Source organism: Enterobacter sp. RHBSTW-01064 (assembly GCF_014103035.1).
Classification (GTDB): domain Bacteria; phylum Pseudomonadota; class Gammaproteobacteria; order Enterobacterales; family Enterobacteriaceae; genus Enterobacter; species Enterobacter mori.
Genome location: NZ_JABXOU010000005.1, coordinates 118,747 through 133,334, shown reverse-complemented (window position 1 = coordinate 133,334; position 14,588 = coordinate 118,747). Strand labels below are relative to the sequence as shown.

Here is a 14,588-nt window from a genome sequence, read left to right as displayed (position 1 = left end):
AAGATACAATTTTGTTATATTGCGTTAGCGATCACGCTTATAAAACTTATGACATAAAGTGGCCCTGCAGCCGGTAACGGTTACCGGGAAACAGCAGTCTGGCATGCGACACAATCTGCGAGGATGACCAGGTGCGGCGGCGAATAAGCAGGCAAGGATCGTGCTCTTTAATGCGCAACAACTCACACTCCTGCGGCGTGGCGCGAACCGCCTCCACAATGTGCTCCCCTTCCGTCAGCGGGGCGACGAGCGAGAGATACGCATGCGGCGTGGTGTGGGTGTAATCCTGATTCAGATAGTCCGGGATCCGTTCAGCGTTCACGCAGCGATCTTCAATCTGCACCGGAATGTCGTTCTCAAAATGCACCATCACCGAATGGAAAATGCGGCTTCCCTCTTTCACATTCAGCTCTACGGCCTGCTCGGCGCTGGCCTGAGTCTCCTCGAGCACCAGCACCTCACAGCGGTGCTGGTGATTTCGCGAGGTTATCTCATCGGCAATACTGCGGATCTCAAACAGGGCTGACTGCCCTTTTGGTTCCGCCACAAACGTCCCCACGCCCTGAAGGCGTACCAGAAGCCCTTCGTCGGTCAGTTCACGCAGCGCCCGGTTGACGGTCATGCGGCTAAAACCAAACTGCGCCACCAGATCGGCCTCCGAGGGAATGCGGTCGTGCGGCCGCCAGACGCCGGTGGCAATTTTTTCGCTAATGGCCTGCTTCACCTTTTCGTAGAAAGGCGCGGGAGGGCTCGACGGCGGCAGAGGTGAGCGTGAAAACATCGTGACTCCTTGAATAGTGTTATGCCCACCAGTGAGCAATTTGCCAGGCCAGACGGGCGGCAAGCTTTGCGCCCTGCCCATCGCGGTCGTACTGCGGGTTAAATTCTACCAGATCGGCGGCCTGCAGTTTTCCACTGCGGCAGATGCGTTCGATGATCGGCATAAGATCCAGCGCCGGTATGCCCAGTGCCGCAGGGGCCGAGACGGCGGGCATTTCTCCAGCAGGGAGAACGTCCAGGTCAATCGTGAGATAAACGCGATCGGCCTGCGCCAGCACCTTTTCCAGTGAAGAGAGCGCATCACGCCTGAAATGCAGATCCTCCACCAGCGTGACGTTAAGACGTTCCGCCTCATCCCACAGCGCCAGCGTGTTCGCCGCCCGGCTCACGCCAAAGCAGGCGTACTGAAATTGCCGCCCGCGCCCATCGCAGTAATTCGCCAGCTGGCGAAACGGCGTGCCTGACGTGGCCCGATCGGCTTTGCGCAGATCGAGATGGGCATCAAGGTTGATAATGGCAACCCGCGCGTTCGGGAAAGCGTCCAGCACGCCGCGGCCGTGCGCCCACGCGGTTTCATGCCCGCCGCCAAAGACCAGCGTACGCATCCCGGACTGCTGGCATTGCACCACCGCATCGCTTAATGCCCGCTGCGCGGCTTCAAGATCTGTGCCCTCGAGATAAATTGAGCCCATATCCACAAGCCGCTCATGTCCCTGATGGCTTGCCATGTTCGCGAGCGCCCGGCGAAGTGTATCGGGTGCCTGCACCGCGCCGGGTCTGCCGTGATTGCGCTTTACCCCTTCATCACATTCAAAGCCTATCAGGCCAATGCCTGAAGGCGCAGGTGAAAACGCTTCACGTTGCTGAATAGTCTGGAAAATGCGTTTTGCATTAGTGGCTTCAGCGCTGTCGTCGCGCCCCTGCCAGATCTGCGGTGATGTGGACCGCCACAGTGTCATAGCGTTTTCCCCCGAAAGACGCGTTGATACAAAGGATTACGTCCCGGTTCATAAACCATTTCTACCGGATTTTTTGCATCCCAGACGACAAAATCCGCCACGTATCCGGCCTTTAATTGCCCGTGCGTGGCGCCGCGCCCCAGCGCCTGCGCCGCGTGTCGCGTTACGCCAGCCCAGGCCTCTTCCGGCGTGAGGCCGAACTGGACGCAGGCCATGTTCATCGCCAGATGCAGGCTGGTAAACGGGCTGGTGCCGGGGTTGTAGTCGGTGGCGACGGCCATCGGGACACCCTGTTTTCTGAGCTGTTCAACCGGCGGACGCTGACGCTCCTGAAGGAAATAGAACGCACCCGGCAACAGGACGGCAACCGTGCCGCTTTCCGCCATCGCCTGTACGCCTGCGTCATCGAGATACTCAATGTGATCGGCAGAAAGCCCCTTGTATCGGCTGACCAGCGCCGCGCCGCCCTGATTCGACAGCTGCTCGACGTGCCCTTTCACCGGGATACCGAGCGCGGTAGCAGCCTGGAAGAGGCGCTCGGTTTGCGACGGGGTAAAGCCGACGTTTTCACAAAACACATCGACTGCTTCATATAACTCTTTTTGCCACAGCGTGGGCAGGATCTGCTCGCAGACTAGCGTGAGATACGCATCCGGATCCTGCCGGTATTCCGCCGGAACCGCATGGGCCGCCAGCAGCGTTGGGCTGATATCAATTGGATTATTGAGGCTCAGCTGGCGCGCGACCTGCAGCATCTTCTCTTCGGCCTCGGCGTTTAGCCCGTATCCCGATTTGATTTCAACCGTCGTCACACCTTCATTCATCAGACGCTGGAGCCGCTGTTGCGCCAGTTCTAGCAGGGTTTCCGGCGAGCTGCTGCGCGTCGCCGTCACGGTGGCGTTAATCCCGCCCCCCTGCGCGCTGATGGCCTGGTAAGACACACCGTTCAGACGCTGCTCCCACTCCGCCGCGCGGTCGCCGCCAAACACCAGATGGGTATGGCAGTCAATCAGGCCTGGCGTGACCAGACGTCCCTGAAGATCGACGCTGTGACGGTGTCCGGAAGGCAGTTCAGACTCTGGAACAACGGCCAGAAGGGTTTGGCCCCTGACCACCAGAGCGTGTTGTTCTTTCAGGCCATAAGGTTCCGGCTCGCCAGCAACCATTGTTGCCAGCCGCGCATTTCGCCATATCACATCGTCGGGATGAAGCTGCTGCATGGGGATTCCACTTGTCATGGGTTGTATAGACATTTATTTTCATCTGCTGTCTGGTGTCAACCGCATTCATGGAAAATGTTATTTATTTGTGATGACTTCCCCGCCCCCTGAGGATAAAAACGCAACTTTTACCCTTTTTATCTTCCCGTTTCGCTCAACTTAGTATAAAAAAGCAGGCTATTTCGTCTATCCCGTTAAGACTTGCATACCCAGGAGCTTCACCTTGAACATTTCCAGGATTTCCCGTCTGGCGTTAGCACTTGCCTTTGGCGTGACTTTATCCGCTTGCAGCTCAACCCCGCCGGATCAGCGACCTTCTGAGCAGGTTGCGCCGGGGACCTCATCTCGCCCGATCCTGTCCGCCGATGAAGCGAAAAACTTCACCCAGGCGCGTTACTTCACGGCGATGGATCCCAATGCTGCACCGTGGACGCCGTCTTCTATTACTCTGCCAAAACAGCCAAACTTCGTTGTGGGTCCGGCTGGGGCGCAGGGCGTGACCCATACCTCTATCCAGGCGGCAGTTGACGCGGCTATCACTAAACACAGCGCATCGCGTCAGTACATCGCGATCCTGCCAGGTGAATATGAAGGTACCGTTTACGTACCAGCGGCGCCGGGCAGCATTACGATTTATGGTTTGGGCGAAAAAGCGCTCGACGTGAAAATTGGCCTGGCGATTGATTCCGAAATCGACACCACCACCTGGCGTCACCTTGTGAACCCGGCCGGTAAATACATGCCGGGTAAACCTGCGTGGTATATGTTTGATAACTGCCAGAGCAAGCGCGCCGCCACCATTGGCGTGATGTGCTCAGCGGTGGTCTGGTCGCAGAATAACGGTCTGCAATTGCAGAACCTGACTATTCAAAATACCCTGGGTGACAGCGTTGACGCGGGTAATCATCAGGCCGTGGCTCTGCGCAGCGATGGCGACAAGGTACAGATTAACAACGTGAATATTCTGGGTCGCCAGAACACCTTCTTCGTTACCAATAGCGGTGTGCAGAATACCCTGCAAAATAACCGCCTGACCCGTACCCTGGTGACCAACAGCTACGTTGAAGGCGACGTGGATCTGGTCTCTGGTCGTGGCGCAGTGGTGTTTGATAACACCGACTTCCGCGTGGTGAACTCGCGTACGCAGCAGGAAGGTTATGTGTTTGCGCCAGCGACACAGTCAAACCTCTTCTACGGCTTCCTGGCGGTGAACAGCCGTTTCACTGCTGCAGGTGACAACGTTGCACAGTTGGGTCGTTCTCTGGATGTGGACTCTGCCACTAACGGCCAGGTTGTTATCCGTGACAGCGTGATCAACGAAGGCTTCAACATCGCCAAACCGTGGGCGGACGCGGCCATCTCCAAACGTCCGTTCTCCGGCACCACCGGGACGGTGGACGATAAAGGCATCGTGCAGCGCAATCTGAACGACGCTAGCTTCAACCGCATGTGGGAATACAACAACCGCGGTGTGGGTAGCAAAGTGGTTGCTGAACAGAAGCAGTAAGATGAGAGTAAAAGGGGGAGTTTTAATCCCCCTTTTTACTGCGACTGAATGCGTCAGGCACCAAACTTAAGATACGCATCCAATAGTTGCATAATCGCAACCATGAGTTCCAGGAACAGAATTGCCCATTCCACACCGCTCATACGCCACTCCTTTGGTATAGAGCACTTCTCCTCTGATTTACCTTTCCGCTGCCTGTCACCAGAGGTGCGTTGGTTATGTTTTGAGGTGCTCCGCAGTTTAGGCACCGTCGGCACCACCCGACAGCCAGGACTTAAAAAGGAGCCTGAATTGCGGAACTGCAGCACATCAAACCAACGGACAGAATGATATCAAATCACCACTGTACATAAAAACAGATAAAATCAGTTTAGGAATTTATAAAGTAATATCACCTAAGCAAATGATTATTCTATAATTAATAATTTCTGATCATTCGGTATTCTCTTTTCTTTGTTGACGATGAATTTACATCGCCTTAAGCCAATATTATGATGATCAGGTTGGTTATGTTTTGATGTGCTCACCCGGCTACCACCGGGCATAAAAAAACCTCGCATTCGCGAGGTTTTTTGTTTTTAGCCGCTTAGTGAGCGTTTACCACTACCCACATTGGCCCCTGCCCGACGGCATAACGCCCTTTCTCTTCCAGCAGCCCCTGCTCGCCTTTGATTTCATACAGCGCGATATGGTGGGATTTCTGCCCCGCCGCAATCAGGTATTTGCCGCTGCGATCGATATTAAAGCCGCGCGGCTGGGTTTCCGTTGGCTGGAAGCCCTCAATCGCCAACACGCTGCCATCTTCAGAGACGCTAAAGACGGTGATCAGACTGGAGGTACGATCGCACGCATACAGATGACGACCATCCGGCGTAATGTGGATATCGGCCGCCCAGCGGGTGTCGGAGAAGTCAGATGGCATCATATCCAGCGTTTGCACGCACTCAATCTGACCGTTTGGATCTTTCAATTCCCACACGTCTACTGAGCTGTTCAGTTCGTTAACCACATATGCATATTGCTGATTCGGGTGGAAGACCATATGGCGCGGACCCGCGCCTTCTACGGTCGTCACTTCGGCAGGGTTTTGTGCCACCAGATGCCCATCATCGCTCAGGGTAAACAGGCAGATGCGATCCTGCTTCAGGGCAGGCACCCATAGCGTACGGTTGTCCGGGGAGATATTCGCCGAGTGGCAACCTTCCAGCCCTTCCACCACCTCAACGGTATCCACCGGAATACCATCCTCCAGACGGGTCACGCTGACGCAGCCCGCATTATAGGAACCGCTGAAGATGAAGCGCCCTTTGCGATCGGTAGAGATATGGGTAGGACTACCCGGCAGCGGTGCTTCGGCGGTGTAGGTCAGTGCGCCATCATCTGGGGAGATACGGTACGCCAGCACGCGGAACTCGGGGCGCACGCCAACGTAGAGAAAACGTTTATCCGGGCTGACGACCATTGGCTGTACTTGCCCCGGAACATCAACAACCTGAACCAGCGTGAGCGAACCTTCTGCATTCAAACGCCAGACGTGGATCTGCTGACTTTCAGGACTGGCGGTATAAACGGTTTGTTTCATGAATACTCCTTTCCTCACTGCACGTGAAAGTGATTATTTTTAACGGTGAATGCTGAATTTTAGCCAGGAATTTTGCAGCGATTTACTCTCGGTGTAACATCCCCTGAGACCTAAAATTCAACATTAACCCGGAAGAACAAATGACCTCGCGTGTGATTGCACTGGATTTAGACGGAACATTACTTACCCCTCAGAAAACCCTGCTCCCCTCTTCTCTTGAAGCGCTTAAGCGCGCGCAGGAAGTGGGATATCAACTCCTTATCGTAACGGGTCGACATCACGTTGCCATTCATCCTTTTTATCAGGCACTGGCGTTAGATACACCTGCAATTTGTTGTAACGGCACCTATTTGTATGATTATCATGCAAAAAAGGTTTTGGCATCCGATCCGCTGCCGGTTCCTCAGGCGCTGCAATTAATTGATCTGCTGGATGAGCACGCCATTCACGGCCTGATGTACGTGGATAACGCGATGATGTACGAGCGCCCGACCGGCCATGTGGTACGCACCAGCAACTGGGCGCTTTCCCTGCCGGAAGCGCAGCGCCCCGTCTTTACGCAGGTTTCCTCTCTGCGTCAGGCGGCACAGGACGTTGAGGCTATCTGGAAATTCGCCCTGACGGATGAAGACACCACCAAACTGAATGCATTCGCGAAGCACGTCGAGGAGACGCTGGGTCTGGAGTGCGAATGGTCCTGGCACGATCAGGTGGATATTGCCCGCAAAGGTAACAGCAAAGGCAAACGCCTGACGCAGTTTGTGGAATCTCAAGGCTGGTCGATGCAGGATGTGATCGCCTTTGGCGATAACTACAACGACATCAGCATGCTGGAAGCCGCAGGAACGGGCGTGGCGATGGGCAATGCCGACGACGCGGTCAAAGCGCGCGCTAACGTGGTGATCGGCGATAACACCACCGACAGCATCGCGCAGTACATTTATACCCACCTGCTGTAATCAGGCGGTGATCGAGACGCTCTTGATTTGCGCGTAAAGCCACAGGCCGGGCTTGATGCCTAACTCATCCCTGGCCCACGGGCTGATGCGCGCCCAGAGCGTCCTGCTGCCAACCTCAAGCTTCACTTCCACCTGCCCGTTATCGTCAAAACACTCGGCCACTTTGGCGCGCAGAATATTTCGGATACTGGTTTGCAGCGGCGGCTGCAGCACCAGCGAGACGTCCGACGCCTGGATGCGAATTCTCAGCGCGGACTGTAACGGTTTGTCGATCTTATTGACCCAAAGATGCTGATCGCCCAGCGCCAGCGCGGTCATCGCGTAGTGCGGATGGTGTTCCAGTACGCTCACTTTCAGGATGCTGCTCTGCTGCTCTTTCGGGAGCCACGGGTGCATCACGCTGCTGCCCCACACCTCTTCCAGGCTGCCGAAGGCCTTCACGCTGCCCTCTTCCAGCACCAGCACCTTGTCTGCCAGATGCAAAATCTCATCCAGGGAATGGCTCACGTAGAGCATCGGAATATTGATTTCCCGCGCCAGACGTTGCAGATACGGCAGCAGCTCACGCTTGCGTGGGATATCCAGCGAGGCCAGCGGTTCGTCCAGCAGCAGCAGCTCCGGCGCGGTCAAAATGGCACGCCCTATCGCCACACGCTGCTTCTCTCCGCCCGAGAGCGAGGATGGCAGCCTGTCAAGTAGAGGTTCAATGCCTAACAGCGTCACCAGCTTATCAAACTGCCCGGCCATGCTTTTCGCCATGCCGTAGCGCAGGTTGCCGCGCACGCTGTAGTGCGGGAATAAGCGCGCGTCCTGGAAAACATAGCCGATGCGGCGCTTATCCGGCGAGAGGTAAACCTTATTCTCCACGTCATTCAGGACGCGGTCATTCAGAACTATACGCCCGGACTGCGGGCGCGTCAGGCCGCTGATGGCATTAATCAGCGACGTTTTCCCCGCACCGGAAACGCCAAAGATGGCGGTAATGCCGCTAGCCGGTAGCGTCTCGTTAAGCGTCAGGGTATGGTTTCCCAGCGTCTGGGTGAAATTGAGTTCAAGCATGCTTATTTCCCCATTCGCTCGCGGCTAAGCCGGGCCAGCCATTCAGATACCAGTAGAGAAGCCAGCGCCAGAACTATCGAGATGATGCACAAACGCGCCGCCGCTCCCTCACCGCCAGGGGTTTGAATCAGGGTATACATTGCGGACGGGATGGTTCGCGTTTCGCCGGGAATGTTCGAGACAAAGGTGATGGTCGCGCCGAACTCGCCGAGCGAGCGGGCAAATGCGAGCACCGTTCCGACAATAATGCCCGGCAGCGTGAGCGGAAGCGTGATGGTAAAGAAGACGCGTAAACGTCCGGCGCCCAGCGTGCGTGCCGCCTGTTCGAGCTTCATGTCCACGCCTTCCAGCGCGAGGCGGATAGCCCTCACCATCAGCGGGAATGACATCACCGCCGCCGCCAGCACCGCGCCGCGCCAGCTAAAAGCAAACGTCAGCCCAAACCAGTCGTAGAGCTTCTCGCCGATAAAACCGCGTCGCCCCATCGAGACGAGCAGAAGATAACCGACCACCACGGGCGGTAACACAAGGGGAAGATGAAGAACGCTATCAAGCAGGGCTTTGCCCGGAAACCGGGTGCGAACCAGTAACCAGGCAAAGAAGATCCCAAAGGGCAAACTCAGCGCAACCGCGAGGGAAGAGACTTTAAGGCTCAGCAGCACAGCCTGCCATTCAGGATCGGTCAATATCATCAGTGAGTCGTAAATCCATAACGTTTAAAGATCGCAGACGCGTCTGGCCCCTTCAGATAGTCATAGAAGGCCGTCACGGTCGCATTTTTATGTCCATCAACAATCGCAACAGGATATTCCACTTTCTTGTGCGAGTCTTCCGGGAACGTACCAACCACTTTCACCCCTTTGCTGGCAACGGCATCAGAGCCATAAACGATCCCCAGCGGGGCCTCGTTACGCTCTACCAGCGCCAGCGCGCCGCGAACATCCTCCGCCGGGGCCAGCTTCGGAGACAGGCTTTCCCACGCACCCAGCTTTTGCAGCGCTTCTTTGGCGTAAATCCCGGCAGGCACATGTTCCGGATCGCCCACCGCCAGACGCCCCCCGTTCAGCAAGCGGGTCCAGTCGGTCGCCTTGTTGATGGTGAGATCGCCCTGAGCGCTGGCTTTCGGCGCCACGACCACCAGGCTATTCCCCAGCAGCGTTTCGCGGGTTGCTGTATCAATCGATTTTTTCTCAGCCGCGTAGTCCATCCACTTCTGGTCGGCAGAGATGAACAGATCGGCAGGTGCACCCGCTTCGATCTGGCGCGCCAGCGTCGAAGAGGAAGCAAACGACGAGATCACATCAACGTTCTTCTCTTTTTTATACTCAGCGGCGATGTCCTGCATCGCATTGGTCAGCGAGGCGGCCGCAAACACCGTAATTTTCCCCTCTTCAGCCAGCGCATGCCCGGTAAGAGAAAGCGTCAGCGTTGCCCCTGCAAAAAGGCGTACCCATGTACGTGCCATCTGTAGCTCCTGTCATCATCGTTATATACATATTAATATAACGGTATCGTCAGGGAGATCCCAGCGTTAAATGGTACCGATTAATGAGTAAACGGCCTGTTGCTAAGAAAGATATCGGCGATGGAAAGAAATACTTGAGAGCAAAACGCCCGGGTTAACCGGGCGTTTTGGAGGGAATCAATGCTGCTTTTTTGCCTGGTCTCGGTGACCAATGTTCGAAAAGACGTTGAACACTTCACCCAGGCCGTAGATGGCACCGAGGATGATGGCCATCACTACTGGTACCATGATTACCGCGAATACCAGACTTTTCAACAACTCTAACATGGTTTTCTCCAGTTATTGTGAACGGCTTATTCTACCCTTTCAAGTGAGAAAAACATCCCCTTTTGTGCGGTGCACTTTGCGCCCTGCGCCATTTGGGTCACAATACACTTTTTGCCAGGACACTGTTATGCAGGCCGAAATTCTCCTCACCTTACGACTTCAGCAAAAGCTTTTTGCCGACCCGCGACGTATCGCCCTGCTTAAACAAATAGAACAAACAGGCTCGATTAGCCAGGGTGCCAAAAACGCGGGCATCAGCTACAAAAGCGCCTGGGATGCCATCAATGAGATGAACACCCTGAGCGAGCAAACGCTGGTTGACCGTGCAACAGGCGGCAAAGGCGGCGGTGGAGCCGTCCTGACGCGTTACGGTCAGCGTCTGATCCAGCTCTACGATCTCCTGGCGCAGATCCAGCAAAAAGCCTTCGATGTACTGAGCGATGATGACAACGTCCCGCTGGACAGTCTGCTGGCCGCCATTTCACGTTTTTCACTGCAGACCAGCGCCCGCAATCAGTGGTTTGGCAAGGTCACGGCTCGTGACGACGCTCAGGTGCAGCAGCATATCGACATCCTGCTTGCGGATGGGACTACTCGTCTGAAAGCCGCGATCACCGCGCAGAGCGGGCAGCGCCTTGGTCTGGACGAAGGCAAAGAGGTACTGGTGCTGCTCAAAGCGCCGTGGGTCAGCATTACGCGCAACCCGGAGCAGGCCAGTGGTGCAGATAACCAGCTGCAGGGCACCATCAGCCATATCGAACGCGGCGAAGAACAGTGCGAAGTACTGATGACGCTGCCGGATGGGCAACCTCTCTGCGCGACGCTCCCCGTTGCGGAGGCGAACGATCTAGAAGAAGGTGCTGTCGTTACCGCATATTTCAACGCTGACCGGGTGATTATCGCCACATTGTGCTGAGTGCATTGACAATCGCGCCGACAGCCAGTATCCCTGACATCTATCGCTGCAAAAAATGGGATACCTCATGTCATCATTGCATATTTCGCAAGGCACGTTTCGTCTTAGCGATACCCGAACGCTGACCCTTCCTGATTTAACGCTGCGCGCAGGCGAAAGCTGGGCGTTTGTGGGAACCAACGGCAGCGGAAAATCAGCGCTGGCGCGAGCTCTGGCCGGAGAGCTAACCCCGCTTAAAGGCGAACGCCAGAACACCTTCACCCGCCTGACGCGCCTGTCGTTTGAACAGCTCCAGAAGCTGGTGAGCGATGAGTGGCAGCGCAACAACACCGACCTGCTCAGCCCCGGTGAAGATGATACCGGTCGCACCACAGCAGAAATTATTCAGGACGAGGTCAAAAACCCAGCCCGCTGCCAACAGCTGGCGGAGCAGTTTGGCATCTCCGCCCTGCTGAACCGGCGCTTCAAATACCTTTCCACCGGCGAGACGCGCAAAACGCTGCTGTGCCAGGCATTGATGAGCCAGCCGGAACTGCTGATTCTGGATGAGCCGTTCGACGGGCTGGATGTGCACTCCCGTGCCCAGCTGGCCGCCCTGTTAGGAACGCTTAATCAGGATGGTTACACCATCGTACTGGTGCTTAACCGCTTTGATGAAATTCCGGATTTCGTGCAGAACGCGGGCGTACTGGCAGACTGCAATCTGACCGAAACCGGGGAAAAATCCGCATTGCTCAGGCAGGCGCTGATTGCTCAGCTAGCACACAGCGAAAAACTGGACGGTATCACGCTTCCGGAGCCCGACGCCCCGGCGGCGCGCCACGGGCTCGATCCCCACCAGCCACTTATCGTTCTGCGCGACGGCGTGGTCTCCTATGACGATCGACCGATCCTGAACCACCTTAGCTGGACGGTTAATCCCGCCGAACACTGGCAGATTGTCGGCCCTAACGGCGCGGGGAAATCGACGCTGCTGAGCCTGGTCACCGGCGATCACCCGCAGGGCTACAGCAACGATCTGACGCTGTTTGGCCGACGTCGCGGCAGCGGTGAAACCATCTGGGATATCAAAAAGCACATTGGCTACGTCAGCAGCAGCCTGCATCTGGATTACCGCGTCAGTACCACGGTGCGCAACGCGATCCTCTCCGGGTATTTTGACTCCATCGGCATTTATCAGGCGGTGTCGGACAGACAGCACAAGCTGGTTCAGCAGTGGCTGGATATTCTGGGCATGGACAGCCGGGTTGCTGACACGCCGTTCCATAGCCTTTCGTGGGGACAGCAGCGCCTGGCACTCATTGTTCGCGCGCTGGTAAAACACCCGACGCTGTTGATTCTCGACGAACCGCTTCAGGGGCTGGATCCGCTAAACCGCCAGCTGGTCCGTCGCTTTGTCGATATCCTCATTAGTGAGGGCGAAACGCAATTGCTGTTCGTTTCACACCATGCCGAAGATGCGCCCACCTGCATCACGCATCGCCTTGAGTTTGTCCCCGACGGCGAGCGCTATCGCTACCTTCTCAGCAAAATCGATTAATCGTGGAGGGCACTGCCCTCCGCTTTTTCAGATAACTTGCATCAATACATCGCTATCCCTTTGATCTAGAATGTCATCAGTCATTGAAAAAGCGAGTGTAAAACCGAGTGTAAACGATTCCACTATTTTATCCCATGTCACACTTTTCGCGTCTCTGTTATGCTATGGTTATTACATACCATAAGCCCAATGGAGCGAATTATGCGAGTTCTGGTAACAGGTGGTAGCGGTTACATCGGAAGTCATACCTGTGTGCAGCTGCTGCAAAATGGTCACGATGTGATCGTCCTCGATAACCTGTGCAATAGTAAGCGCAGCGTGCTGCCGGTGATTGAACGTCTTGGTGGAAAACAGCCGACCTTCGTGGAAGGCGACATCCGCAACGAAGCGCTGATGACCGAGATCCTTCACGACCACGCCATCGAAGCAGTGATCCACTTCGCGGGTCTGAAAGCCGTCGGTGAATCCGTTGCGAAACCGCTTGAGTATTACGATAACAATGTTAACGGTACCCTGCGTCTCATCTCAGCCATGCGCGCAGCGAACGTCAAAAACTTTATCTTTAGCTCCTCCGCCACCGTCTACGGCGATCAGCCCAAAATCCCTTACGTTGAAAGCTTCCCGACCGGCACCCCGCAAAGCCCGTACGGCAAAAGCAAGCTGATGGTGGAGCAGATCCTGACCGACCTGCAAAAAGCACAGCCGGAGTGGAGCATCGCGTTACTGCGTTACTTCAACCCGGTCGGCGCGCATCCGTCGGGAGATATGGGTGAAGATCCACAGGGCATCCCGAATAACCTGATGCCGTACATCGCCCAGGTCGCCGTAGGCCGCCGCGACTCGCTGGCGATTTTTGGCAATGATTACCCTACCGAAGACGGCACCGGCGTGCGTGACTACATCCACGTGATGGATCTGGCAGACGGCCACGTGGCGGCGATGCAGCAGCTGGCTGACAAACCGGGCGTGCATATTTACAACCTCGGTGCCGGAGTCGGCAGCAGCGTGCTGGACGTGGTTAACGCCTTCAGCAAAGCCTGCGGTAAGCCGGTGAGCTACCACTTCGCCCCGCGTCGTGATGGCGACCTGCCTGCTTACTGGGCCGATGCCACCAAAGCCGATAAAGAGCTTAACTGGCGTGTTACCCGCACGCTTGATGAAATGGCACAGGATACCTGGCACTGGCAGTCACGCCATCCGCAGGGCTATCCGGACTAAGGATTCGTCATGACGCAATTTAATCCCGTCGATCACCCGCATCGTCGTTTTAACCCGCTAAGCGGGCAGTGGATTTTGGTCTCTCCGCATCGCGCCAAGCGCCCCTGGCAGGGGGCGCAGGAGATGCCTGCAAAACAGACGCTGCCACAGCACGACCCGGACTGCTTCCTCTGTCCGGGCAACACGCGCGTCACCGGGGATAAAAATCCGGACTACAAAGGCACCTTCGTGTTCACCAACGATTTTGCCGCCCTGATGACCGATACCCCGGACGCGCCGGAAAGCCACGATTCGCTGATGCGCTGCGAAAGCGCGCGCGGGACCAGCCGCGTGATCTGCTTCTCGCCCGATCACAGCAAAACGCTGCCGGAGCTGAGCGTGGACGCGTTGAAAGAGGTGGTCAGCACCTGGCAGGCGCAAACCGCAGAGCTGGGGCAGAGCTATCCGTGGGTGCAGGTGTTTGAAAACAAAGGCGCGGCGATGGGCTGCTCTAACCCGCACCCGCACGGCCAGATCTGGGCGAACAGCTTCCTGCCCAACGAAGCCGAGCGTGAAGACCGTCTGCAGAAAGCGTATTACGCGGAAAACGGTTCGCCGATGCTGGTGGATTACACGCAGCGCGAGCTGGCCGACGGCAGCCGCACCGTGGTGGAAACCGAACACTGGCTGGCCGTTGTCCCTTACTGGGCCGCCTGGCCGTTTGAAACGCTGCTGCTGCCGAAAGCGCACGTGAAGCGCATTACCGATCTCAGCGACGCGCAGCGTGACGACCTTGCCCTGGCGCTGAAAAAGCTGACCAGCCGTTACGACAACCTCTTCCAGTGCTCCTTCCCGTACTCCATGGGCTGGCACGGCGCCCCGTTTAACGGCGAAGAGAATCAACACTGGCAGCTGCACGCCCATTTCTATCCGCCGCTGCTGCGCTCTGCGACGGTGCGTAAATTTATGGTGGGCTATGAAATGCTGGCGGAAACCCAGCGTGACCTGACGGCGGAACAGGCGGCAGAACGTCTGCGTGCCGTTAGCGACGTCCATTATCGCGAATCAGGAGTCTAA

The 14,588-nt window shown here is 56.4% G+C and carries 15 protein-coding genes; 6 read left to right on the top strand and 9 right to left on the bottom strand.

The window, feature by feature from the left end:
- Positions 1 to 46: 46 nt before the first annotated feature.
- The 3 genes from HV355_RS16050 to hutI are packed head-to-tail and all read right to left on the bottom strand — an operon-like array spanning position 47 to position 2,959.
- Positions 47 to 781 (bottom strand): histidine utilization repressor, encoded by a 735-nt coding sequence (locus HV355_RS16050; RefSeq protein WP_029485009.1) that lies wholly within the window; start codon positions 779 to 781, stop codon positions 47 to 49.
- 19 nt (positions 782 to 800) lie between these two features.
- Complete coding sequence (hutG, locus tag HV355_RS16045) at positions 801 to 1,739, bottom strand: formimidoylglutamase (RefSeq protein ID WP_182402615.1); 939 nt, start codon at positions 1,737 to 1,739, stop codon at positions 801 to 803.
- Entirely contained in the window at positions 1,736 to 2,959 is a 1,224-nt protein-coding gene (gene hutI / locus HV355_RS16040; RefSeq protein WP_182402613.1) for an imidazolonepropionase, read from the bottom strand. The genes hutG and hutI overlap by 4 nt, the downstream gene beginning before the upstream one ends.
- Before the next feature lie 223 nt (positions 2,960 to 3,182).
- Between hutI and HV355_RS16035 the strand changes: the two genes are divergently transcribed.
- Complete coding sequence (locus tag HV355_RS16035; protein ID WP_108415886.1) at positions 3,183 to 4,466, top strand: putative acyl-CoA thioester hydrolase; 1,284 nt, start codon at positions 3,183 to 3,185, stop codon at positions 4,464 to 4,466.
- Between the two features lie 53 nt (positions 4,467 to 4,519).
- Here the strand turns inward: HV355_RS16035 and tisB are convergent, their stop codons facing one another.
- Both tisB and pgl read right to left on the bottom strand, forming a co-directional pair.
- On the bottom strand, positions 4,520 to 4,609 hold the full coding sequence (gene tisB, locus HV355_RS16030) for a type I toxin-antitoxin system toxin TisB (protein WP_182402611.1): 90 nt from the start codon (positions 4,607 to 4,609) through the stop codon (positions 4,520 to 4,522).
- A 443-nt stretch (positions 4,610 to 5,052) separates the two neighbouring features.
- Positions 5,053 to 6,048 carry a 6-phosphogluconolactonase gene (gene pgl / locus HV355_RS16025; protein WP_182402609.1) on the bottom strand — a complete coding sequence of 332 codons (996 nt, stop codon included), beginning with the start codon at positions 6,046 to 6,048 and terminating at the stop codon, positions 5,053 to 5,055.
- 140 nt (positions 6,049 to 6,188) lie between these two features.
- Between pgl and HV355_RS16020 the strand changes: the two genes are divergently transcribed.
- Complete coding sequence (locus HV355_RS16020) at positions 6,189 to 7,007, top strand: pyridoxal phosphatase (protein ID WP_100165259.1); 819 nt, start codon at positions 6,189 to 6,191, stop codon at positions 7,005 to 7,007.
- Here the strand turns inward: HV355_RS16020 and modC are convergent, their stop codons facing one another.
- The 4 genes from modC to HV355_RS16000 all read right to left on the bottom strand — a co-directional run bounded on the left by modC (position 7,008) and on the right by HV355_RS16000 (position 9,858).
- Positions 7,008 to 8,066, bottom strand: coding sequence for a molybdenum ABC transporter ATP-binding protein ModC (gene modC / locus HV355_RS16015; protein ID WP_182402607.1), 1,059 nt, complete (start codon positions 8,064 to 8,066; stop codon positions 7,008 to 7,010).
- A gap of 2 nt (positions 8,067 to 8,068) precedes the next feature.
- Positions 8,069 to 8,758 (bottom strand): molybdate ABC transporter permease subunit, encoded by a 690-nt coding sequence (gene modB, locus HV355_RS16010; protein WP_010428783.1) that lies wholly within the window; start codon positions 8,756 to 8,758, stop codon positions 8,069 to 8,071.
- On the bottom strand, positions 8,758 to 9,531 hold the full coding sequence (gene modA / locus HV355_RS16005) for a molybdate ABC transporter substrate-binding protein (protein WP_182402605.1): 774 nt from the start codon (positions 9,529 to 9,531) through the stop codon (positions 8,758 to 8,760). The genes modB and modA overlap by 1 nt, the downstream gene beginning before the upstream one ends.
- A gap of 177 nt (positions 9,532 to 9,708) precedes the next feature.
- The gene (locus tag HV355_RS16000; protein ID WP_008501118.1) at positions 9,709 to 9,858 is read right to left on the bottom strand and encodes an AcrZ family multidrug efflux pump-associated protein; all 150 of its coding nucleotides are present in this window, start codon (positions 9,856 to 9,858) and stop codon (positions 9,709 to 9,711) included.
- A 127-nt stretch (positions 9,859 to 9,985) separates the two neighbouring features.
- Here HV355_RS16000 and modE point away from each other — a divergent pair, with 127 nt between their 5' ends.
- From modE to galT, 4 genes are all read left to right on the top strand, one after another.
- Complete coding sequence (gene modE, locus HV355_RS15995; RefSeq protein ID WP_182402603.1) at positions 9,986 to 10,774, top strand: molybdenum-dependent transcriptional regulator; 789 nt, start codon at positions 9,986 to 9,988, stop codon at positions 10,772 to 10,774.
- 67 nt (positions 10,775 to 10,841) lie between these two features.
- The gene (modF, locus tag HV355_RS15990) at positions 10,842 to 12,314 is read left to right on the top strand and encodes a molybdate ABC transporter ATP-binding protein ModF (RefSeq protein WP_182402601.1); all 1,473 of its coding nucleotides are present in this window, start codon (positions 10,842 to 10,844) and stop codon (positions 12,312 to 12,314) included.
- A gap of 201 nt (positions 12,315 to 12,515) precedes the next feature.
- On the top strand, positions 12,516 to 13,532 hold the full coding sequence (galE, locus tag HV355_RS15985) for a UDP-glucose 4-epimerase GalE (protein WP_042719422.1): 1,017 nt from the start codon (positions 12,516 to 12,518) through the stop codon (positions 13,530 to 13,532).
- 9 nt (positions 13,533 to 13,541) lie between these two features.
- Positions 13,542 to 14,588: a galactose-1-phosphate uridylyltransferase gene (gene galT / locus HV355_RS15980; RefSeq protein WP_182402599.1), complete on the top strand. Its 1,047-nt coding sequence runs from the start codon at positions 13,542 to 13,544 to the stop codon at positions 14,586 to 14,588.

Bases quoted from the DNA above. Each gene is read 5' to 3' on its own strand.
- HV355_RS16050 (WP_029485009.1), bottom strand. From the start codon at position 781: ATGTTTTCACGCTCACCTCTGCCGCCGTCGAGCCCTCCCGCGCCTTTC.
- hutG (WP_182402615.1), bottom strand. From the start codon at position 1,739: ATGACACTGTGGCGGTCCACATCACCGCAGATCTGGCAGGGGCGCGAC.
- hutI (WP_182402613.1), bottom strand. From the start codon at position 2,959: ATGCAGCAGCTTCATCCCGACGATGTGATATGGCGAAATGCGCGGCTG.
- tisB (WP_182402611.1), bottom strand. From the start codon at position 4,609: ATGAGCGGTGTGGAATGGGCAATTCTGTTCCTGGAACTCATGGTTGCG.
- pgl (WP_182402609.1), bottom strand. From the start codon at position 6,048: ATGAAACAAACCGTTTATACCGCCAGTCCTGAAAGTCAGCAGATCCAC.
- HV355_RS16020 (WP_100165259.1), top strand. From the start codon at position 6,189: ATGACCTCGCGTGTGATTGCACTGGATTTAGACGGAACATTACTTACC.
- modC (WP_182402607.1), bottom strand. From the start codon at position 8,066: ATGCTTGAACTCAATTTCACCCAGACGCTGGGAAACCATACCCTGACG.
- modB (WP_010428783.1), bottom strand. From the start codon at position 8,758: ATGATATTGACCGATCCTGAATGGCAGGCTGTGCTGCTGAGCCTTAAA.
- modA (WP_182402605.1), bottom strand. From the start codon at position 9,531: ATGGCACGTACATGGGTACGCCTTTTTGCAGGGGCAACGCTGACGCTT.
- HV355_RS16000 (WP_008501118.1), bottom strand. From the start codon at position 9,858: ATGTTAGAGTTGTTGAAAAGTCTGGTATTCGCGGTAATCATGGTACCA.
- modE (WP_182402603.1), top strand. From the start codon at position 9,986: ATGCAGGCCGAAATTCTCCTCACCTTACGACTTCAGCAAAAGCTTTTT.
- modF (WP_182402601.1), top strand. From the start codon at position 10,842: ATGTCATCATTGCATATTTCGCAAGGCACGTTTCGTCTTAGCGATACC.
- galE (WP_042719422.1), top strand. From the start codon at position 12,516: ATGCGAGTTCTGGTAACAGGTGGTAGCGGTTACATCGGAAGTCATACC.
- galT (WP_182402599.1), top strand. From the start codon at position 13,542: ATGACGCAATTTAATCCCGTCGATCACCCGCATCGTCGTTTTAACCCG.